Source organism: Hyphomonas sp. (assembly GCF_041398385.1).
In the GTDB taxonomy this organism is placed as follows: Bacteria; Pseudomonadota; Alphaproteobacteria; order Caulobacterales; family Hyphomonadaceae; genus Hyphomonas.
Genome location: NZ_JAWKUW010000001.1, coordinates 58,150 through 74,805, shown reverse-complemented (window position 1 = coordinate 74,805; position 16,656 = coordinate 58,150). Strand labels below are relative to the sequence as shown.

Sequence of the window (16,656 nt, the reverse complement as noted above, 5' to 3'; positions counted from 1 at the left end):
GTGTCGCCCCTCCGCTTTTCATCGTGCGTCTCCCTGGCCAGATTTGAAAGGCTAGACCCCGGCAAATGCAGGTGCTTGTGGAATCGTGGGCCGGACGAGCGACAAAGCCGGTCTGCCGGGCTATTGTGCGGGGATGCCTGATTCCGTGCGCGCCCGGCCCCAGATCCGCAAACTGCCGCCCGATGTCGTCAACCGCATCGCGGCGGGCGAAGTCGTGGAGCGGCCGGCGGCAGCCGTGAAGGAGCTTGCCGAGAACGCCCTCGATGCTGGCGCGCGGCGGATCGACATTGCCATCGAGGCGGGCGGGCTGAAGCGCATCACCATCGAGGATGACGGCTGCGGCATGAGCGGAGATGACCTGCTGCTGGCGCTCGACCGTCATGCGACCTCGAAACTCGTTCCGGGGACGGATGGCCGGGTCGATCTGCTCAACATCCATACGATGGGCTTCCGGGGTGAGGCGCTGCCGTCTATCGCCTCGGTCAGCCGTATGTCGATCATCTCCCGGGCGGCGGGCGAAGAGGCCGCGGAAGTCTTCGTGGAGGCGGGCCGCATCGACGGTCCCCGGCCCGCCGCCTTTACCGGGCGCGGAGAGACCGGTACGCGGATCGAAGTGCGCGACCTGTTCCACGCGACGCCTGCGCGCCTCAAATTCATGAAGGGCGAACGGTCCGAGACCATGGCTGTCACCGATGCGGTCAAGCGGCTCGCCATGGCAAACCCGCAGGTTGCCTTCAGCCTCGAAAGCAATGGCCGCAATATCCTGCGCTATGCGGCGGAGGCCGAAGGTGACGCCGGGCGCCTGGCGCGCCTGGGTGCCATCATGGGGCGGGAGTTCCGCGAGAATGCCGTTGCGATCGACGCCGAACGCGAAGGCGTGCGCCTCACCGGCTTCGCGGGCCTGCCGACACTCAATCGCGGCAATGCCCAGATGCAATACCTGTTCGTAAACGGACGGCCCGTGAAGGACCGGCTGCTCGTCGGCGTCATCCGGGCGGCGTATCAGGATTTCCTCGCGCGTGACCGGCACCCCATGGCGGCCCTGTTTGTGGACCTCGACCCCGAATTCGTGGACGTCAACGTTCATCCGGCGAAGACCGAAGTGCGCTTCCGCGATGCCGGCAACATCCGTGGCCTGATGATCGGCGCGCTGCGCCATTCGCTGGCCGATGCCGGCCACAGGGCCTCGACCACGGTCGCGGGCTTTGCGCTTGGCAAGGCGCGGCCGGAAGGTGCGCCGACCGGCGCGCTGTTCCAGTCGGGCCCGCAGGCCTATGCGCAACGCCCCATCTATCCCGCCCCCCCTTCCCCGGTGCAGGGGGGCATGGCAGAGGCCCCCTCTGCCTACACGCCGCACCTTGCGCCGAGCGCCCGCTTCGAGCCGGAAGCGGCGCGGCCGCCGCAGGACTTTCCGCTCGGCGTCGCGCGGGCACAGCTGCACGAGACCTATATCGTCGCTCAGACGGCGGACGGTATCGTCATCGTCGACCAGCATGCTGCGCATGAACGGCTTGTCTACGAAGACATGAAGCGCCAGATGGCGGCCGGGGGCGTGCGCCGTCAGGCGCTGCTCATTCCGGATATTGTCGAACTCACAGAGGATGAAGCCGCGCGCGTGCTGGAGCGCGCTGATGAGCTTGCCGAGCTCGGCCTCGAAATTGAGGCGTTTGGGGCAGGCGCCATCTGTATCCGCGCGACCCCGGCCCTGTTCGGTGAAATGGATACGGCCGGCCTCATCCGCGACCTTGCTGATGATTTCGCCGAATATGATGCCGGCCTCGCCCTCAAGGAGAGGTTCGAGGAAGTGATGGGCAACATGGCGTGCCGCGGCTCGGTGCGGGCGGGCAGGCGGCTCAATGCCGAGGAAATGAATGCGCTGCTCCGCCAGATGGAGGCGACGCCCCATTCCGGCCAGTGCAATCATGGCCGCCCGACCTATGTCGAACTGAAACTGGCCGATGTGGAGCGCCTGTTCGGCCGGCGCGGCTAGTTGTCCGGCGCAACGACCGTGTAGATTTCAGGCGTGCAGGTGCCTTCGACGATCAGTTCGCGCTGAAAGGTCAACGCCTCGCCCACTTCAGGTAGCGCGCCCAGATATTCCCCGGGAACCCAGAATTCCCCGCCTTCTCCCATCAGGAGGGCCCCGTCCTCATCCACTTCGATGACGGTGCCGGTCACGATCGAGGTGTCATAGGAGCATGGCCCGCCGGCAATGGGGCCAGGGCCGATGTCATTGCAGGCGGTCAGGGTGGCCAGCGCGGCGGCGGCCATGGGAAGGTGGAATTTCATGATGGGTCTCCTCGCCCGCGAGATTAGCCTTGCCGCGACGGGATGCAAGCTGGCCCGATTGCCGGGCCGCAAATTCGGACTTACAAGACTCCCATGAGCAGGGCATCCAGGGCAATCAATATTGACGATCTGCGCACACTGGCGAAGGCCCGCCTGCCGCGCATGGTGTTCGACTATATCGATGGTGGCGCGGAGGATGAGATCACGCTGCGCCGGTCGGTAGATCGGTATGCGGATTATGAGCTGCAGTGGAATTCGCTGGTCGACATTTCGAAGATCGACACGTCCACCAAGGTCATGGGCAACCCCAATCCGTTGCCTTTCTTCATTTCGCCCACGGCGGCTTCGCGCCTGTTCTGGCCGAAGGAGGGTGAGCTTGCCGTGGCGCGTGCCGCGCAGAAGGCGGGCATCGCCTATTCCGCCTCCACGCTCGCGAGCCGCACGCTGGAAGACATTTCCGCCACGGCGCCGGGCGTGCCCAAATTCATCCAGATCTATGTCTGGAAGGATCGGGGCATCGTGAAGGAATTTCTCGCCAGGGCGAAAGCAGCAGGCTTTACCGGCTGTATCCTCACGGTCGACACGGCCGTCGCCGGGTATCGCGAACGCGATCCGCGCAATGGCTTCAGCATTCCGCCGAAGGTCAACTCGAAGACCGCGACGCAGGCGCTCGCCCGTCCCGGCTATCTCTGGGACATCGTGTCCGGCCCGAAAATCGGCCCCGTCAATTTCCGCAATCCCGGCGGCGGCAAGGGTGCCGGCGATGTCATGGGAACGATCAACAATCTGTTCGACCGCACCATGACCTGGAAAGACGCGGAATGGATGGCAAATGAGTGGGGCGGCGCATTCGCTGTGAAAGGCATCGCCACGAAGGAAGACGCGATCCGCGCGACGGAGCATGGCGCAACCGCCGTCTGGCTTTCCAATCATGGCGGGCGCCAGATCGACACGTCCGTGCCTGTGGTCGACCTTGTTCCGGAAGTGCGCGATGCGGTGGATTCCCATATCGAAGTCATCGCCGATGGCGGCGTGCGGCGGGGCAGCCATGTGCTGAAGCTCATCGCGCGCGGGGCCACCAGCGTGGCGATCGGCCGGGCCTACCTTTACGGCCTTGCGGCGGGTGGCGAGGCGGGTGTCGCCCGTGCCATCCAGATTCTCAAGGATGATGTCGAGCGCGGCCTGTCCCTGCTCGGCGTGCCGAAACTCTCAGACCTCGACGATACGCTGGTGCGTCTCAGACGCTGACCACACGCCCCGGATTCATGATGCCGAGCGGATCGAGTGCCTTCTTGATGGCGCGCATCGTGTCCGTCGCGGCCGGCGGGCGGATGCTCGCCAGTTCGTCCCGCTTCAGCCGGCCCACGCCATGCTCGGCGGAGATGGAGCCGTCATATTCCATCACCGTGTCATAGATGATGCGCGTCAGCGGGCCAGCCTTTTCCTTGAGGCCGGTCAGCTCCGGTGGTTCGATCACGGAGTAATGCAGGTTACCGTCGCCGACATGGCCGAAGATGACGAAACCGGCGGTCGGCAGCGCGTCTTTCACGCGCGCATTGCACGCATCCATGAAAGCGGGAATATTGCTCACCGGTACGGAAATGTCCTGGTTCAGCGAGTTGCCATAGGCACGCTTCGACATCGGGATCGTCTCGCGCACCATCCACATCGCTTTTGCCTGCGACAGGCTTTCGGCAATCACCGCATCCTGCACGAGGTCTTTCTCGAATGCAGACTCCAGTGCCGATTCCAGCGTCTTGCGCGCCATCGCCTCATCTGAAAACGACACTTCCATCAACACGCGCCAGTCGAGGTTCGAGGGCAGCGGGTCGCGCGTGCCGTCAATGTCCTTGATCACCATGTCGACGGCGTTTGCCGGGATCATCTCGAAACTGGTGATCGTGTCGCCGGCCACCTCGCGCATGTGGGCGAGCAGGGAGATCACGTCGCCGGTCGATTTCACCGTCACCCAGGCCGTTGCGCGCTGCACCTTCGGGAACAGTTTGAGCGTCGCCGCCGTGATCAGGCCCAGCGTGCCCTCGGCACCCGCAAACAGATGCTTCAGGTCATAGCCGGTATTGTTCTTGCGCAGGCCCGACAGGCCGCTCCAGATCTCGCCCGACGGCAGCACCACTTCCATGCCCAGCAGCAGGTCGCGCATCATGCCATAGCGCAGCACGTTGACGCCGCCCGCATTCGTGGAAATCAGTCCACCGATCGTTGCCGTACCCTCCGATCCCAGCGACAGCGGGAACAGGCGGTTCACCTCCTCGGCGGCGGCCTGCGCCGTCACCAGCGGCGCGCCGGCTTCCACCACCATGGAATTATTGAACACGTCGACGCTGCGCACCCGGTTCATCCGGCGCATGGAGACGCACACTTCGCCATGCGGCAGGCCGCCATCGACAAGGCCGGTATTGCCGCCCTGCGGCGTGATCGCCACGCCATGCGCAGCGCAGAGTTTCACCAGTGCCGCAGCTTCCCCGGTGCTGGACGGCATGACCAGCAGCGGCGTGTCGCCCTTCATGAAGGCGCGGAAGGAGGTCGTGTGTTCTTCCAGCTTGCCCGGATCGTCGCTCCAGCCCTTGGGGCCAAGCAGATCCTTGGCGGCGGAAAGGAATGCATCAGGAAGCTGTGTCACGGGCTTACTCCAGCCAGTTGGCGGTCATTGCACTTGCTTTTGTATTCTACGCATCTCGTCGGCCAAGGCGACATCATAATCTCGCTTTGTTGCATCCAGCGCATCAATCACGCCGTCGCGGGCCGCGGCTGGCTTGTTCTGGCTGAGCTTGGTGATGCCCTCGAACCGGCTCGGCACCAGGTCGAACGCAACGATGCCGCGCAGCAGCGCGTCCAGCTTCGCCGGCGTCATCTTGGCGAGGCGCCAGACCGGCTTCGGCAGCAGCGGCGTCTCGTGCGCCACGGAAAGATCGTCCAGCAGCTGGCGCGCTGCCGCATCGTCCACCGGCGCCGCGACGCCTTCCGCCTCCACCGAGACATAGTTCCAGGTCGGCACCTGGTCTTCCATCCCGTACCAGTCGGGCGAGACATAGGCATGTGCCCCGGTAAACACGAGCAGCGCCGGCGCGCCGCCCACAAGCGCCTCCGTCACCGGGTTGGCTTTCGACAAGTGGAAGCGCAGGCGCACCGCGTCCCCCTCCCTTCCGGCCAGCGCAGGCGTGTGCGCGGCGACCGGCCGGCCATCCCGCACAGCCGTCACCAGGGCGAAGGGATGCGCCGCAATGCGGTGCAGCAGAATGTCCGGATCGGGCTCGTGGAACAGGTGGGCAGGGTGCATGACCGCACCCTAGTCCCGGTGCGCGGCGCGGGCGAGCCGGTCATTGATCGCTTCGCCAAGGCCTTCATTCGGGATCGGGGCGACAGCGATCCGGTCATACCGGCCATCGAGGGCGCGCAGCGCCGCGAAAAGGCGCGCGGCCGCTTCGTGCAGGTCGCCAGAAGGTGACAGGTTCAGGCCCATGTGTGGGCCGGGGCCGAAGCCCAGCCAGCCCTCGCCCGGCTCCGGCGTCTCGGCGTTGAGGCGCAGGGTCGCGTCGGGGGCGTAGTGGCTTTTCAGCTGGCCGGGCGCAGTGATGCCTTCGCCCTCGCCGCCGCGCGCAATCCCGCCGAACAGGAAATTGTCGAGTACGGAGGTTTCCAGCGCCCCGGCGCGCAGCAGCTGCGGCCGCTCGCCGACGAAGGAAACGATGGTTGACTCGATGCCTTTCTCGCAGGGTCCGCCATCGAGGATCAGGTCGACCTTGCCGTCGAGGTCCGCCTTCACATGCTCGGCCCGGGTCGGGCTGACATGGCCGGACCGGTTGGCCGACGGCGCGACCAGCGGCTTGCCGAAGGCTTCGATCAGGTCGCGCGCGCCCTTGTGGGCCGGCATCCGCAGGGCAATCGTGTCGAGGCCTGCGCGCGCGAGGTCGCACACCGTCCCGCCTTCGGCCACCGGCAGCACCAGCGTCAGCGGCCCCGGCCACAGCATGGCGGCCGTGTGCGAGGCGGCGGCGGAGAACTGTGCCTCCTTCTGTGCCATTGGCAGCGAGGCGACATGCGCGATCAGCGGATTGAAACGCGGCCGGCCCTTGGCCTCGTAAAGGCGGGCCACCGCATCCGGATTGGTCGCATCGCAGGCCAGCCCGTAGACGGTTTCGGTGGGGATCGCGACAAGGCCGCCGCGCCGCAATGTGCTCACGGCGAGCTGGATCGTCTCGGGAAGAATGGGCGCGATGGCAGTCATTTGCGCCGATTAGCACCCGCGCGCGTCCGCCGGAAGCCGGGCTTTCACCTATTTTCGACGTGCCGCACCGGAAACCGTCACTGTCACCTCATCCCCCACCCAGTCCCCGCCGGGGTCTGATGCCTGGCCGAGGTTCAGCGCCTTGCGGGAGAGCACGGCCGTACCGCTGAAGGTGGCCGTGTCGCCCGTGATAGTGACCTCGAAATCGAGCGGCACGGTGACGGCGTGCTCCTTCACCAGCAGGGTCGCGTCGGCGCGATAGGCGCTGCCCGCCGTCTGGAAATTGGTGAGATGCACCTTGGCGGTCGGATAGGTCGATACGTCGAACCATTCGCTCTCGGCGAGGCTGTCATCATAGAGTTTCTTGCCCGTTGCGGCTGATCCGGGGCTCACAACGACTTCCGCCGAAGATCCTTCGAGATCGTCCGGATCGAAATAGATGCTGGCAGACCAGGCGCCGAATGTCCCGTTGAACGGGGCGCCTTCATACTGGCCTGCGAACGCGATTTCCGAGGCGTCGGAGTTTATTTCCCAATTGGACACCATGCCGTCGGCCTCGGCTTCCAGCTGCGGTGGCGGCGTGGCCCCGGCGCTTTTCAGCAGCGGGATCGCGGCGATGATGCCGAAGAAGACCAGCGCCCCGCCAAAAGCGGTCACATAGCCGCGGCCCCGGCGGGCCGGCGGCGATGCCTTGCCGAACAGGCCTGGCAACATCCGCTTCAGCACGCCTTCCTCCGCGGCGATTTCATGCTTCACTGCGCCCGCCACGTGCAGCACCAGCAGGATAATCAGAACCCAGGCGCCTTTGGAGTGCAGGAACTCCGCCACTTCATGCAGCACCCCGCCCCGCAGTCCTTCCGTAAACGGAAGGTGCGGCCAGCGCACCGTGTCGAACAGGACCGTCGGCACCGGTTTGCTTGAGGTCGATACCAGGAACCAGCCCAGAAAGGGCAACAGCAGCATCAGCGCGTACATGCCCTTGTGCACAAGGTGCGAAAGGGTTTTCTCCCGCGGTGACATCTCTTCCGGCAGCGGCGGCGGCGGATTGATGCCCCGCCACAGGATGCGCGCCACCGTCAGCACAAGGATGGAGATGCCCACCGATTTGTGCAGCTGGAAACGGCTGGCATTGTCTTCCATGTTCCAGCCCAGCCAGATCATGAAGATCAGCAGGAAGGCCAGCGCCCAGTGGAGCAGGATGGCGACGGTGGTGTAACGCGACGATGAGGCGGACATGGCTGGACTATTCCGCCATGACTTCGTTCAGTTCGGTTTCCACCGTGATCTTTACGTCGTCACCGACATATCCGGCCATGGCCGTGGACCCGAAGTCCGACCGCTTGATCACCGTCGTCGCGGAAAAGCCGATCCGGTCCATTTCCGGCGCATTGGGGAAATTGACGACGCCATTGTATTTCACGTCCAGCGTCACGGGCTTGGTCACGCCGAGGAAGGTGAGGTCTCCTGTGACCTCAGCCGTGTCGGGCCCGGTCTGGTTCACCTTCGTGGAAACAAAGGTGATCGTGGGATAGGTGTTCCCGTTCAGCAGTCGCTCGGACTGGCCAAGATCATCCTTCCAGCTGGTGAAGCCGGTGTTCGGATGGGTCACCATATAGTCGTCAGGCTCGATCGGATCGACGGATTTCGGGTCGATCGTGACGGCCACTTTCGTTTGCGACATGTCTGCGGGATCAAGGTCGAGGTCGATCGAGAAGGTCTCGAAGCCAACCGTATAATTGGTCAGGCCAAGGTGGTTCAGGGTCCAGCTGATCTCCGAGTGTCCCTTGTCCATCTTGTAGGTGCCGGCTTTGGGGTACTTCACCTCGACTGGCGCCGGGGCGGCTGCTTCCGGTTCTGCCGCGGCTTCCGCAACCGGCTCAGCAGCTGCCGGGGCTTCCGGGGCGGCGGTTGGGGCGGCTGCCGGGCTGCATGCTGCCAGGGCAAGGGCGGAAACGGAAAGAAGGACAAGGCGCATGAGCAGGCTCCGGTCTGGAAAATCGACTCGTGCAATATAGGCCGCAGTTGGCGGCGGGTCATCCCCGCGCTAAGGGGTGACGCAAATGTCAACTGACCCACTTTCGGGAGATTCTCATGCCCTACGACGCGCCCGTCGCCGATATGGCCTTCACCCTTCAGGCGGTGGCAGGCCTGCAGAAGCTGGAAGGACTGCCGGGCTTCGAGGCCTATGACGCGGACCTGATCGAGCCGATCCTGGAAGAGGCCGGCAAGCTCGCGCGTGATGTCCTCGCCCCGCTGAACCAGTCGGGCGATGCGCACGGCGCCATCCTGAACGAGACCGGCGTCACCGCCGCGCCCGGCTTTGCCGAGGCCTATGCCCAGTTCCGCGACGGCGGCTGGATGGGGCTTTCGGCGCCGGAGGAATGGGGCGGCCAGGGCCTGCCCAAGGCGCTCGCCCTCGCCGTGATGGAGATGATCCATTCCGCCAACATGGCCTTCGGCCTGTGCCCGCTGCTCAGCTTCGGCGCCATTGAGGCGCTGCTGCACCATGGCACCGATGCCCAGAAGCAGGCCTACCTGCCGGACCTCGTCTCCGGCAACTGGACCGGCACGATGAACCTGACCGAGCCGCAGGCCGGCTCGGATGTCGGCGCCCTCAAGTCAAAGGCCGTGCCCAAAGGCGACGGCTCGTTCGCCATTTCCGGCCAGAAGATCTTTATCACCTGGGGCGACCATGACATGGCGGAGAACATCATCCACCTTGTCCTCGCCCGCCTGCCGGATGCGCCGGCCGGCTCGCGCGGTGTCTCGCTTTTCATCGTCCCGAAATTCCTGCTGGGCCCAGACGGTCGCCCCGGCGCGCGCAACAGCCTGAAATGTATCGGCCTCGAAAAGAAGATGGGCATCCACGCCTCGCCGACCTGCGTCATGGAATATGACGGCGCCACCGGCTGGCTGATCGGCGAGGCCAACAAGGGCCTTGCCTGCATGTTCACGATGATGAACTCGGCCCGCCTGAATGTCGGTCTCGAAGGTGTCGCCGTGGGCGAAGCGGCTTACCAGACCGCGTTCCGGTACGCGCAGGATCGCAAGCAGGGCAAGGCCGAGGGCGTCGACGGCCCCGCGCCGATCCTGCACCATGCCGATGTGCGCCGTACACTGACCACCATGCGCGCCCGCGTCGCTGCGGCCCGCGCCATCTGCTACGCCACCGGCGTTGCGGCAGACCTTGCCGTTTCGGCGGCCGACGAGCAGGCCCGCCATGCCGCCAAGCTGCGCGAAGACGTGCTCACCCCCATCGCGAAAGCCTGGTCCACCGATATGGGCGTCGACATTGCCAGCCTCGGGGTACAGATCCATGGCGGCATGGGTTTCATGAACGAGACCCTCGCCGGCCAGCTCTACCGCGACGCCCGTATCGCGCCGATCTATGAAGGCACCAACGGCATTCAGGCCATCGACCTTGTCGGCCGCAAGCTCTCCGGCACCAATGGCGAATCCATGCGCCTCATCCTCGGCGACATCGACGCTACGATCCGCGAGGCCCGCGCCACCAACGATCCGCAGCTGGTCCAGATCGCAGACCGCCTGCGCGCCGGCGCCGACGCCCTGCGCGAGGCGAGCGACTGGATGCTCAGCGCCATGAAGGAACGCGACCAGGACAAGGCGCTCTCGGGGGCCACGGCCTACCTCGCTCTCGCTGGCGATGTTATCGGCGGCCACTTCCTGACACGCGCGGCGACTGCCGCCCGGCATGGCGACGACATGGACGCCCGCGCCCGCCATCTTGCGCTCGCCGGCTTCTTCGCCGAAACCATGCTCGCCATGGCCCCCGGCCGCGTCCCCGGCATCACCGGCGCCGGCTCCGCCTTCCTCGACAGCAGCGAGGCATTGTTCGGGGTCTGAGGTTACCGCTCCATAGCGCCCTTGCCGGCAAGGATCTTCTCGCGAAACTTCGCAATCCGAGCTACGCGGGTTGCGGATTGTTTCGCGGAATTCAGGTTGATCACATAACTCTTCTGCCGGCCCGGCGTCAGGGCGTGGAAGGCTTCGGCGAGGTCAGGATCGCTGTCCATCGCCTCGACCAGTTCGTCCGGCAGCTCCAGTTCCTGCGTCTCCTTCGGCGGGAGGATGCCCGCCTCGGCATAGCCGATGGCTTCGGCGAGGTAGGCGCGCAGGGCCGGCTCCATCCGGTCCGCCTGCGCCGCGTCCGTGAACCGGACCATTCCGGCATGGCGGGAATTCGGCCCCTGCTTTTCCAGCACGCCTTCGGGGTCTTTCATCAGCGCTGCATTGAAGAAGGTGAGCCGGAAATCGCCGCGGAACACGCCTATGATGGCAATATTCCGCTCACGGTGCATATAGGTCGGATGCGCCCATTTCACCGTTTCGGTCAGACCGGCATCAAGGCAGATGCGGCGCAGGGCGCGCAAGCCTTTCTCCCAGGTCCGCGCCGAACAGTCTGCCGTCGCAAACCGCTCGCAGCGCCCGCACCCCTTGTCGAAAAAGTCCTCAATGTCCTGGATCATCGCTCTGGGCTGCCCGAAACTGACCGCCACTTTTTGCTTCAGATATGTGGCCGCATCAACGGGCCGGTGTATTTTTTTGGTGCCTCAAACGAAAAAGGCCGCCCCGGAAGGAGGCGGCCTTTCTGTCGTCGAATGCTCTTGCGAACTATTCGGCGGCGATCGTGTCGACGGCAATCTTGCCGTTGCGGGCGTCTTTCGCCGTCGTGAAGGTCACCTTCTGGCCTTCCGACAGGATCCGCATTCCGGCGCGCTCCAGCGCGGTTGCATGGATGAAGACGTCCGTGCTGCCGTCTTCGGGCGCAATAAAGCCGTAGCCTTTTTGATCGTTGTAGAATTTTACGGTGCCACTGGTCATGGAACACTCCTGCATAAATGTGCCGCCCTGCGATATGCGGGGCCGCGGAAGTTCGAATTTTTATGTGGAGGTCTCTGAAAGAAGTGGCGGGGAAGGCCCCGGCATTCGATGCCTGATTGTCCGGCAAAAAGTCGAAAGCCTGATATAGGGGCTTTTTCCAGCATTACAAGAGCGGGCCTGCTTTGCTTGTGTGCGGAAAATGTTTCGCCCGTCAGGTTCTCGGCGGTTGCATTGCCAGCAGGAGCGCCACCGACAGGCAGGATACTGCCGCAGCAATGGCCGCCAGCGGTGCCAGACCCAAGGTGACATACGGCGCGGCAATGGCCGTTCCGATGGCGGTCGTGCCGAGGATGAACAGGATCACCAGCGCCGCGCCGCGTGCATCGTCTCCCCCGGAGGCAAGCACGGCGCGGAAGAAGCCCGGCGGCCCGCGAAAGCCGAGGCCGAGATTCACCGGCACGAACAGCGCGGCGATCATCACCGGCGCGCTGCCGCCGCTCAGTCCATAGGCCAGCAAAGCGACCAGGCCGAGCGCCGACAGTGCCGAGCCGAACAGGATCATCCGCTCGGGCCCGAACCGGTCCACCAGCCGCCCGGCAATGTTGGATCCCACGATGAAGAAAGCGATGCCGGTCACCTGCATCAGGATGAAATCGTCAAGGCTGCCGCCCAGCGCCTTCGTCATCATCGCCGGCGCGCCGAACACGAAGATCAACAGGCCGCCCAGCGTGCAGGCCTGGCTGAGCGCATAGCGCAGGAAAACGGGATTGCTCAGCAGGCGGACATAGCTGCCCTTGCCGCGCGTCGGCGGCGGGGCAGGCAGGCTCGCCCGCCTCAGATGGATCAGGCCCGCCACCAGAAGGCTGAGGACGGCGATGACATAGAAAGAACTGTTCCAGCCAAAGGCGAGCAGCCACACGCCCGCCACGGGCGCCAGCGCAGGCGTCAGCGATTCCACGCTCCCCATCAGGCCCAGCGCCCGCACCGCGCCGCGCGCGTCGAACATCGTGCGGATCATGCCCGGCGCGAACACGGCCGCCGCCGCGCCACTGAGCCCGTGAAGGAATCTGAGGCCAATCAGCGACGGCAAGGATGGCGCCAGGGCGCAGCCGAGCGACACAAGCGCATAGGCAACAAGGCTCGACACCAGCAGGCCGCGCTGGTCGATGCGCGCGCCGAGTTCCCCGAACAGGATAAGGCCGACGCACCCGCCCGCCACAAAGGCGGCCAGCACAAGCTGCGCCATCGCCGCGCTCCCGCCCGGCGTTGCGGGCAGGTCCGGCACCGCAGGCAGCACGAGGTCGGTCCCGGCAATGCCGAGGGTCGTGCCGAGGATCAGCAGCGCGAAGGCGAGGGAGGGGCTGGCGGGCGGTTTCATGGAGGCGCGCTTATTGGCGGAGTTGGCGGCCCAAGTCGAGCGATGCCGCAAATTTGGGCAGAATGGGCGGCCCGAGCCCTCCAATTCCGAGGTTTTTCGGGTCTTACCGGAGCCTTCCCGTAGCCTCTGCGTAGGATTCACCGGAGTGCCGCGGCCCCGTCAGTCCCACAGTTGCACGGCATGGAAGGGGTGGGATAAGACGGGCCCACTTAACCCGCGCGGAAGGCGAGAGGCACATGGCCTGGACCAAAACCTATGACGGCGCCGAACCGCTGCGCATCAACAAATGGCTGGCCGAGGAAGGTGTCTGCTCGCGCCGCGAGGCCGACGCGCTGATCGAGCGCGGTCTGGTCAAGGTCGATGGCGAGGCCGCGATCGCCGGCCAGAAGATCGAATCCGGCCAGATGCTGACGCTATTGCAGAAGGCGACCCGCCAGCTCGACAACAAGTTGACCGTGGTCCTCAACAAGCCGCCGGGCTATGTGTCCGGCACGCCCGAACCCGGCGAAATCCCCGCCGTGCGCCTCATCTCGAAAGACACGCTCTCCGGTAAAGCCCATGCAATTCCAGGGCGTTACAACAAGCTCGCCCCGCTTGGCCGGCTCGACAAGGACAGCCGGGGCCTCCTGATCCTGTCTGAAGATGGCGTGCTGGCAAAAGCCCTGATCGGCCCGGAGAGCACGATCGACAAGGAATATCTGGTCAAGGTGAAGGGCGACGTGACGGCCGACAAGCTCGCCCTCCTGCGCCACGGCCTTGAACTTGACGGCCGCAAGCTGAAGCCGGCCGGGGTCGAGCAGGTGAAGGCGCACGAACTGCGCTTTGTGCTGCGGGAAGGGCGCAACCGCCAGATCCGCCGCATGTGCCAGCTGGTCGAGTTGCGGGTCGTCGATCTCATTCGTGTGCGCGTCGGCGCGGTGGAACTCGCCGGCCTGCCGGAGGGCAAATGGCGCCCCCTCAGCGGACGCGAACGCGACGCGCTGTTGAAGGGCGAAGCGCCGAAGGCGCGCGCGCCGCGCCCTGAAAAATCCGAGGAAAGACAGGACAGGCGCCCTGGCCCAGCGCGCGGTGCACGCCCGGCGGCCCGGTCCGGCACCGGACGCCCGGCAGGGAAGCCCGCCGGAAAGCCATCAGGCAAACCATCGGGCAAACCGTCCGGCAAACCTGCAGCAAAAGCAGGGGCACTCAAGCCGTTCGAGAAGCGCGTCGACCCGACCAAGGGCTCAAAATTCAAGCGCACGAAGCTCGGGCCCCGCAAGCGCTCACCCGTGAAATGAAAGATCTCGTCGTCATCATGGGGGTCGCCGGAAGCGGCAAGACCACGACCGGCCGCGCCGTCGCCGAGGCAGGCGGCTGGCCCTTTATCGAGGCGGACGAGCACCATTCCGACGCGAACCGCGCCAAGATGACGGCCGGCACGCCCCTGACCGATGCCGACCGTGTCGACTGGGTCGCCTCCATGACGGCCGCCGCGAACGGGATGCCCGCCCCGCGCGTCGTGCTGGCCTGTTCGGCGCTGACGGACTTCGTTCAGACGGCGCTTCAGGCGCAGTGCACCCGCGCCGTCCACTTCATCTGGCTGGATGTGCCGAAAGACCAGCTCGCCGCCCGCATGGCCAGCCGGGAGGGCCATTTCATGCCGGTCAGCCTGCTCGAAAGCCAGCTCGCCGCACTGACCGTTCCGGCCGGTGCTGCCCGGATGGACGGCACTGTGCCCACCGATTGCCTCGTTACGGCCATCCGCGCGGCGCTGCCGCCGGCTGACCCGGCGTGACGGCTCGACGCCCCTGAGAACCGGCGTATCCTCGACAGATGGACGGCTTTACCACCAAGACCCCGAAACGCCCCGGCCTCGACTACCCGCATGGGGAGGCCGCCCCCGGCCATGGCGAGATGCTGGAAGTTGCGCCCGGCATCCAGTGGATACGCCTGTCGCTGCCGTTCTCGCTGAAGTTCATCAATGTCTGGCTGGTCGACGATGGCGACGGCTGGACCATCATCGACACCGGCATGCCGCTGAAAGAGACGCGCGATGCCTGGAAAGCCATTCTCGGGCCGCGCGTGACGCCTGAGAAGCCGCTGAAGCGCGTGATCGTCACCCATATGCATCCCGACCATGTCGGCTGCGCCGGCTGGCTCACCTTCAAGCATGGCTGCGACCTCTGGATGAGCCGTCTGGAATACGTCACCTGCCGGATGCTCGTCTCGGATACCGGCCGCGAGGCGCCCGAAGCCGGCACCAGCTTCTACCGCAAGGCCGGCTGGGATGAGGCGGCGCTCGACGACTACCGCAAGCGGTTCGGCGGCTTCGGCCGGTCTGTCTCGCAATTGCCGGACTCTTTCTTCCGCCTCAGCGATGGCGACACGTTCGAAATGGCGGGCGACACCTGGGAAGTCATCACCGGCCATGGCCACTCGCCAGAGCATGTCTGCCTGTTCTGCCCCGCGCGGAACATCCTGATTTCCGGCGACCAGCTGCTGCCGCGCATCTCGTCCAATGTCTCCGTCCACCCGACCGAGCCGGCGGCCAACCCCTTGCTCGACTGGATGTCCAGCTGTGAGAAGCTGCTCGCCCGCGTGCCGGAGGATGTGCTGGTCCTGCCGGCCCATAACGAGCCGTTCCGGGGTGCCCACAAGCGCCTGCGCCACCTGATCGACGGACATGAAGTGGCCCTGACCCGCCTCAAACAGCGCCTCAGCGACGGTCCGATGCGTGTGCTCGACACGTTCACCGCCATTTTCGGACGCAAGATCGACCTCGACGAGCAGGGTATGGCGACGGGCGAGGCGATCGCCCACCTCAACTGCCTGATCTATCGCGGTGAGGTGACGGCCGCGCCGGGCCCCGATGGCGTCACCCTGTACAGCCTGACGGCGTAACAAGGCTTTTACAGCCCGTAACAGTTTTTGCGCTTCGCATTGCCGACCGGTTTCGTCTAAGAAAGGCCCCTGTTGGATCGAAAGAGCGAGGCCTCGATGGCAGGTGATGGCGAAACGGCCGCGCACACGACAGAGGATGCGCCGCAGACTTTCGGCGACAAGGTCAAGCAGGAACTGAAGGAATGGGGCGCCACGCTGGCCGTGTTCGTCCCGTTGTTCCTGCTGTTCTCGGGCCTCGTCTATGAACAGCGCGTGATCCCGTCCGAAAGCATGGTGCCCACGCTGCAGGTGGGCGACCGCGTCGCCGTGGCGAAGTTCGCCTATGGCTATGACCGTTATTCGCTCCCCTTCAGCATGGGCCGCTACATCCCGCTGCCCAAGGGGCGCATCTTTGCCCGCGCGCCGAGCCGGGGCGACATTGTCGTGTTCGAGCACCCCCATGCCGGCAAGGTCATGATCAAGCGGGTTGTCGGCCTGCCCGGTGACCAGATCCAGATGATCGGGGGCCAGTTCATCCTCAACGGCAAGCCGATCGAAGCGGAGTATGAGCGCACGGTGCGCTATGTTCCGCACCGCACCAACTGGATCGTCACCGCCCATGAATGGCGCGAAACGGCGCTTGAGGACGGCAAGAGCTGGGACACCTACCGGCAGGAGCAGGGTGATCGCGGCGACGATACGGTCCTGTTCGTGGTGCCCGCCGGCCACCTCTTCATGATGGGCGACAATCGCGACAACTCCCTCGACAGCCGCTTCCTGTCCGGCCATTGCCCGCCGGTCGACGGCGTCGTCTCGGAGGCGGGCTGCCCGTTGTCGGTGGATCCGAAGGATGCCTCCATCGGCTTCGTTCCGATGGATCACCTGATGGGCCGGGCCGACACAGTCCTCATGACCTTCCACAAGTGCAAGCTGCTGGACGGCGCCGAGTGCCGCAAACGGGTCTGGAAAGGACTCTGAAGAGAATCCTTACGAGAAACTCGCGTTTCAGGCTGATCCGTTTGCGATTGCTCAGCCATATTCA

Annotated in this window: 16 protein-coding genes; 7 read left to right on the top strand and 9 right to left on the bottom strand. The window is 65.2% G+C overall.

Annotation, left to right across the window (positions count from 1 at the left end; genetic code table 11):
• The first annotated feature begins 133 nt into the window (after positions 1–133).
• Positions 134–1,990 carry a DNA mismatch repair endonuclease MutL gene (mutL, locus tag R3C13_RS00370; RefSeq protein ID WP_371308802.1) on the top strand — a complete coding sequence of 619 codons (1,857 nt, stop codon included), beginning with the start codon at positions 134–136 and terminating at the stop codon, positions 1,988–1,990.
• Here mutL and R3C13_RS00365 read toward each other — a convergent pair.
• Positions 1,987–2,289: a hypothetical protein gene (locus tag R3C13_RS00365; RefSeq protein ID WP_371308801.1), complete on the bottom strand. Its 303-nt coding sequence runs from the start codon at positions 2,287–2,289 to the stop codon at positions 1,987–1,989. The two genes, mutL and R3C13_RS00365, sit on opposite strands and share 4 nt — an antisense overlap.
• Before the next feature lie 93 nt (positions 2,290–2,382).
• On the opposite strand from R3C13_RS00365, the gene R3C13_RS00360 reads away from it, so the two are divergent.
• Positions 2,383–3,537 (top strand): alpha-hydroxy acid oxidase, encoded by a 1,155-nt coding sequence (locus R3C13_RS00360; protein WP_371308800.1) that lies wholly within the window; start codon positions 2,383–2,385, stop codon positions 3,535–3,537.
• Here R3C13_RS00360 and R3C13_RS00355 read toward each other — a convergent pair.
• From R3C13_RS00355 to R3C13_RS00335, 5 genes are read right to left on the bottom strand one after another with little or no spacing between them, the layout of a single operon-like run.
• Positions 3,527–4,930: an FAD-binding oxidoreductase gene (locus R3C13_RS00355; RefSeq protein WP_371308799.1), complete on the bottom strand. Its 1,404-nt coding sequence runs from the start codon at positions 4,928–4,930 to the stop codon at positions 3,527–3,529. The two genes, R3C13_RS00360 and R3C13_RS00355, sit on opposite strands and share 11 nt — an antisense overlap.
• Before the next feature lie 24 nt (positions 4,931–4,954).
• Positions 4,955–5,587, bottom strand: coding sequence for an FMN-binding negative transcriptional regulator (locus R3C13_RS00350; RefSeq protein WP_371308798.1), 633 nt, complete (start codon positions 5,585–5,587; stop codon positions 4,955–4,957).
• A gap of 9 nt (positions 5,588–5,596) precedes the next feature.
• Positions 5,597–6,535, bottom strand: coding sequence for an L-threonylcarbamoyladenylate synthase (locus R3C13_RS00345; RefSeq protein WP_371308797.1), 939 nt, complete (start codon positions 6,533–6,535; stop codon positions 5,597–5,599).
• Positions 6,536–6,583: 48 nt separating this feature from the next.
• Positions 6,584–7,771, bottom strand: a complete 1,188-nt coding sequence (locus R3C13_RS00340; protein ID WP_371308796.1) for a cytochrome b/b6 domain-containing protein — start codon at positions 7,769–7,771, stop codon at positions 6,584–6,586.
• Positions 7,772–7,778: 7 nt separating this feature from the next.
• Positions 7,779–8,510 (bottom strand): YceI family protein, encoded by a 732-nt coding sequence (locus tag R3C13_RS00335; RefSeq protein ID WP_371308795.1) that lies wholly within the window; start codon positions 8,508–8,510, stop codon positions 7,779–7,781.
• A 116-nt stretch (positions 8,511–8,626) separates the two neighbouring features.
• On the opposite strand from R3C13_RS00335, the gene R3C13_RS00330 reads away from it, so the two are divergent.
• Positions 8,627–10,399 carry an acyl-CoA dehydrogenase gene (locus tag R3C13_RS00330; RefSeq protein ID WP_371308794.1) on the top strand — a complete coding sequence of 591 codons (1,773 nt, stop codon included), beginning with the start codon at positions 8,627–8,629 and terminating at the stop codon, positions 10,397–10,399.
• Positions 10,400–10,401: 2 nt separating this feature from the next.
• On the opposite strand, the gene R3C13_RS00325 is transcribed toward R3C13_RS00330, so the two are convergent.
• The 3 genes from R3C13_RS00325 to R3C13_RS00315 all read right to left on the bottom strand — a co-directional run bounded on the left by R3C13_RS00325 (position 10,402) and on the right by R3C13_RS00315 (position 12,755).
• Positions 10,402–11,022 carry a YdeI family protein gene (locus R3C13_RS00325; RefSeq protein ID WP_371308793.1) on the bottom strand — a complete coding sequence of 207 codons (621 nt, stop codon included), beginning with the start codon at positions 11,020–11,022 and terminating at the stop codon, positions 10,402–10,404.
• A 145-nt stretch (positions 11,023–11,167) separates the two neighbouring features.
• Complete coding sequence (locus tag R3C13_RS00320; protein WP_371308792.1) at positions 11,168–11,377, bottom strand: cold-shock protein; 210 nt, start codon at positions 11,375–11,377, stop codon at positions 11,168–11,170.
• A gap of 211 nt (positions 11,378–11,588) precedes the next feature.
• On the bottom strand, positions 11,589–12,755 hold the full coding sequence (locus R3C13_RS00315; RefSeq protein ID WP_371308791.1) for an MFS transporter: 1,167 nt from the start codon (positions 12,753–12,755) through the stop codon (positions 11,589–11,591).
• Positions 12,756–12,991: 236 nt separating this feature from the next.
• On the opposite strand from R3C13_RS00315, the gene R3C13_RS00310 reads away from it, so the two are divergent.
• From R3C13_RS00310 to lepB, 4 genes are all read left to right on the top strand, one after another.
• Positions 12,992–14,032: a pseudouridine synthase gene (locus tag R3C13_RS00310; protein ID WP_371308790.1), complete on the top strand. Its 1,041-nt coding sequence runs from the start codon at positions 12,992–12,994 to the stop codon at positions 14,030–14,032.
• Positions 14,029–14,529: a gluconokinase gene (locus R3C13_RS00305; RefSeq protein ID WP_371308789.1), complete on the top strand. Its 501-nt coding sequence runs from the start codon at positions 14,029–14,031 to the stop codon at positions 14,527–14,529. The genes R3C13_RS00310 and R3C13_RS00305 overlap by 4 nt, the downstream gene beginning before the upstream one ends.
• A 38-nt stretch (positions 14,530–14,567) precedes the next feature.
• Entirely contained in the window at positions 14,568–15,635 is a 1,068-nt protein-coding gene (locus tag R3C13_RS00300; protein WP_371308788.1) for an MBL fold metallo-hydrolase, read from the top strand.
• Between the two features lie 72 nt (positions 15,636–15,707).
• Complete coding sequence (lepB, locus tag R3C13_RS00295) at positions 15,708–16,592, top strand: signal peptidase I (protein ID WP_371308787.1); 885 nt, start codon at positions 15,708–15,710, stop codon at positions 16,590–16,592.
• Positions 16,593–16,656: the final 64 nt, after the last annotated feature.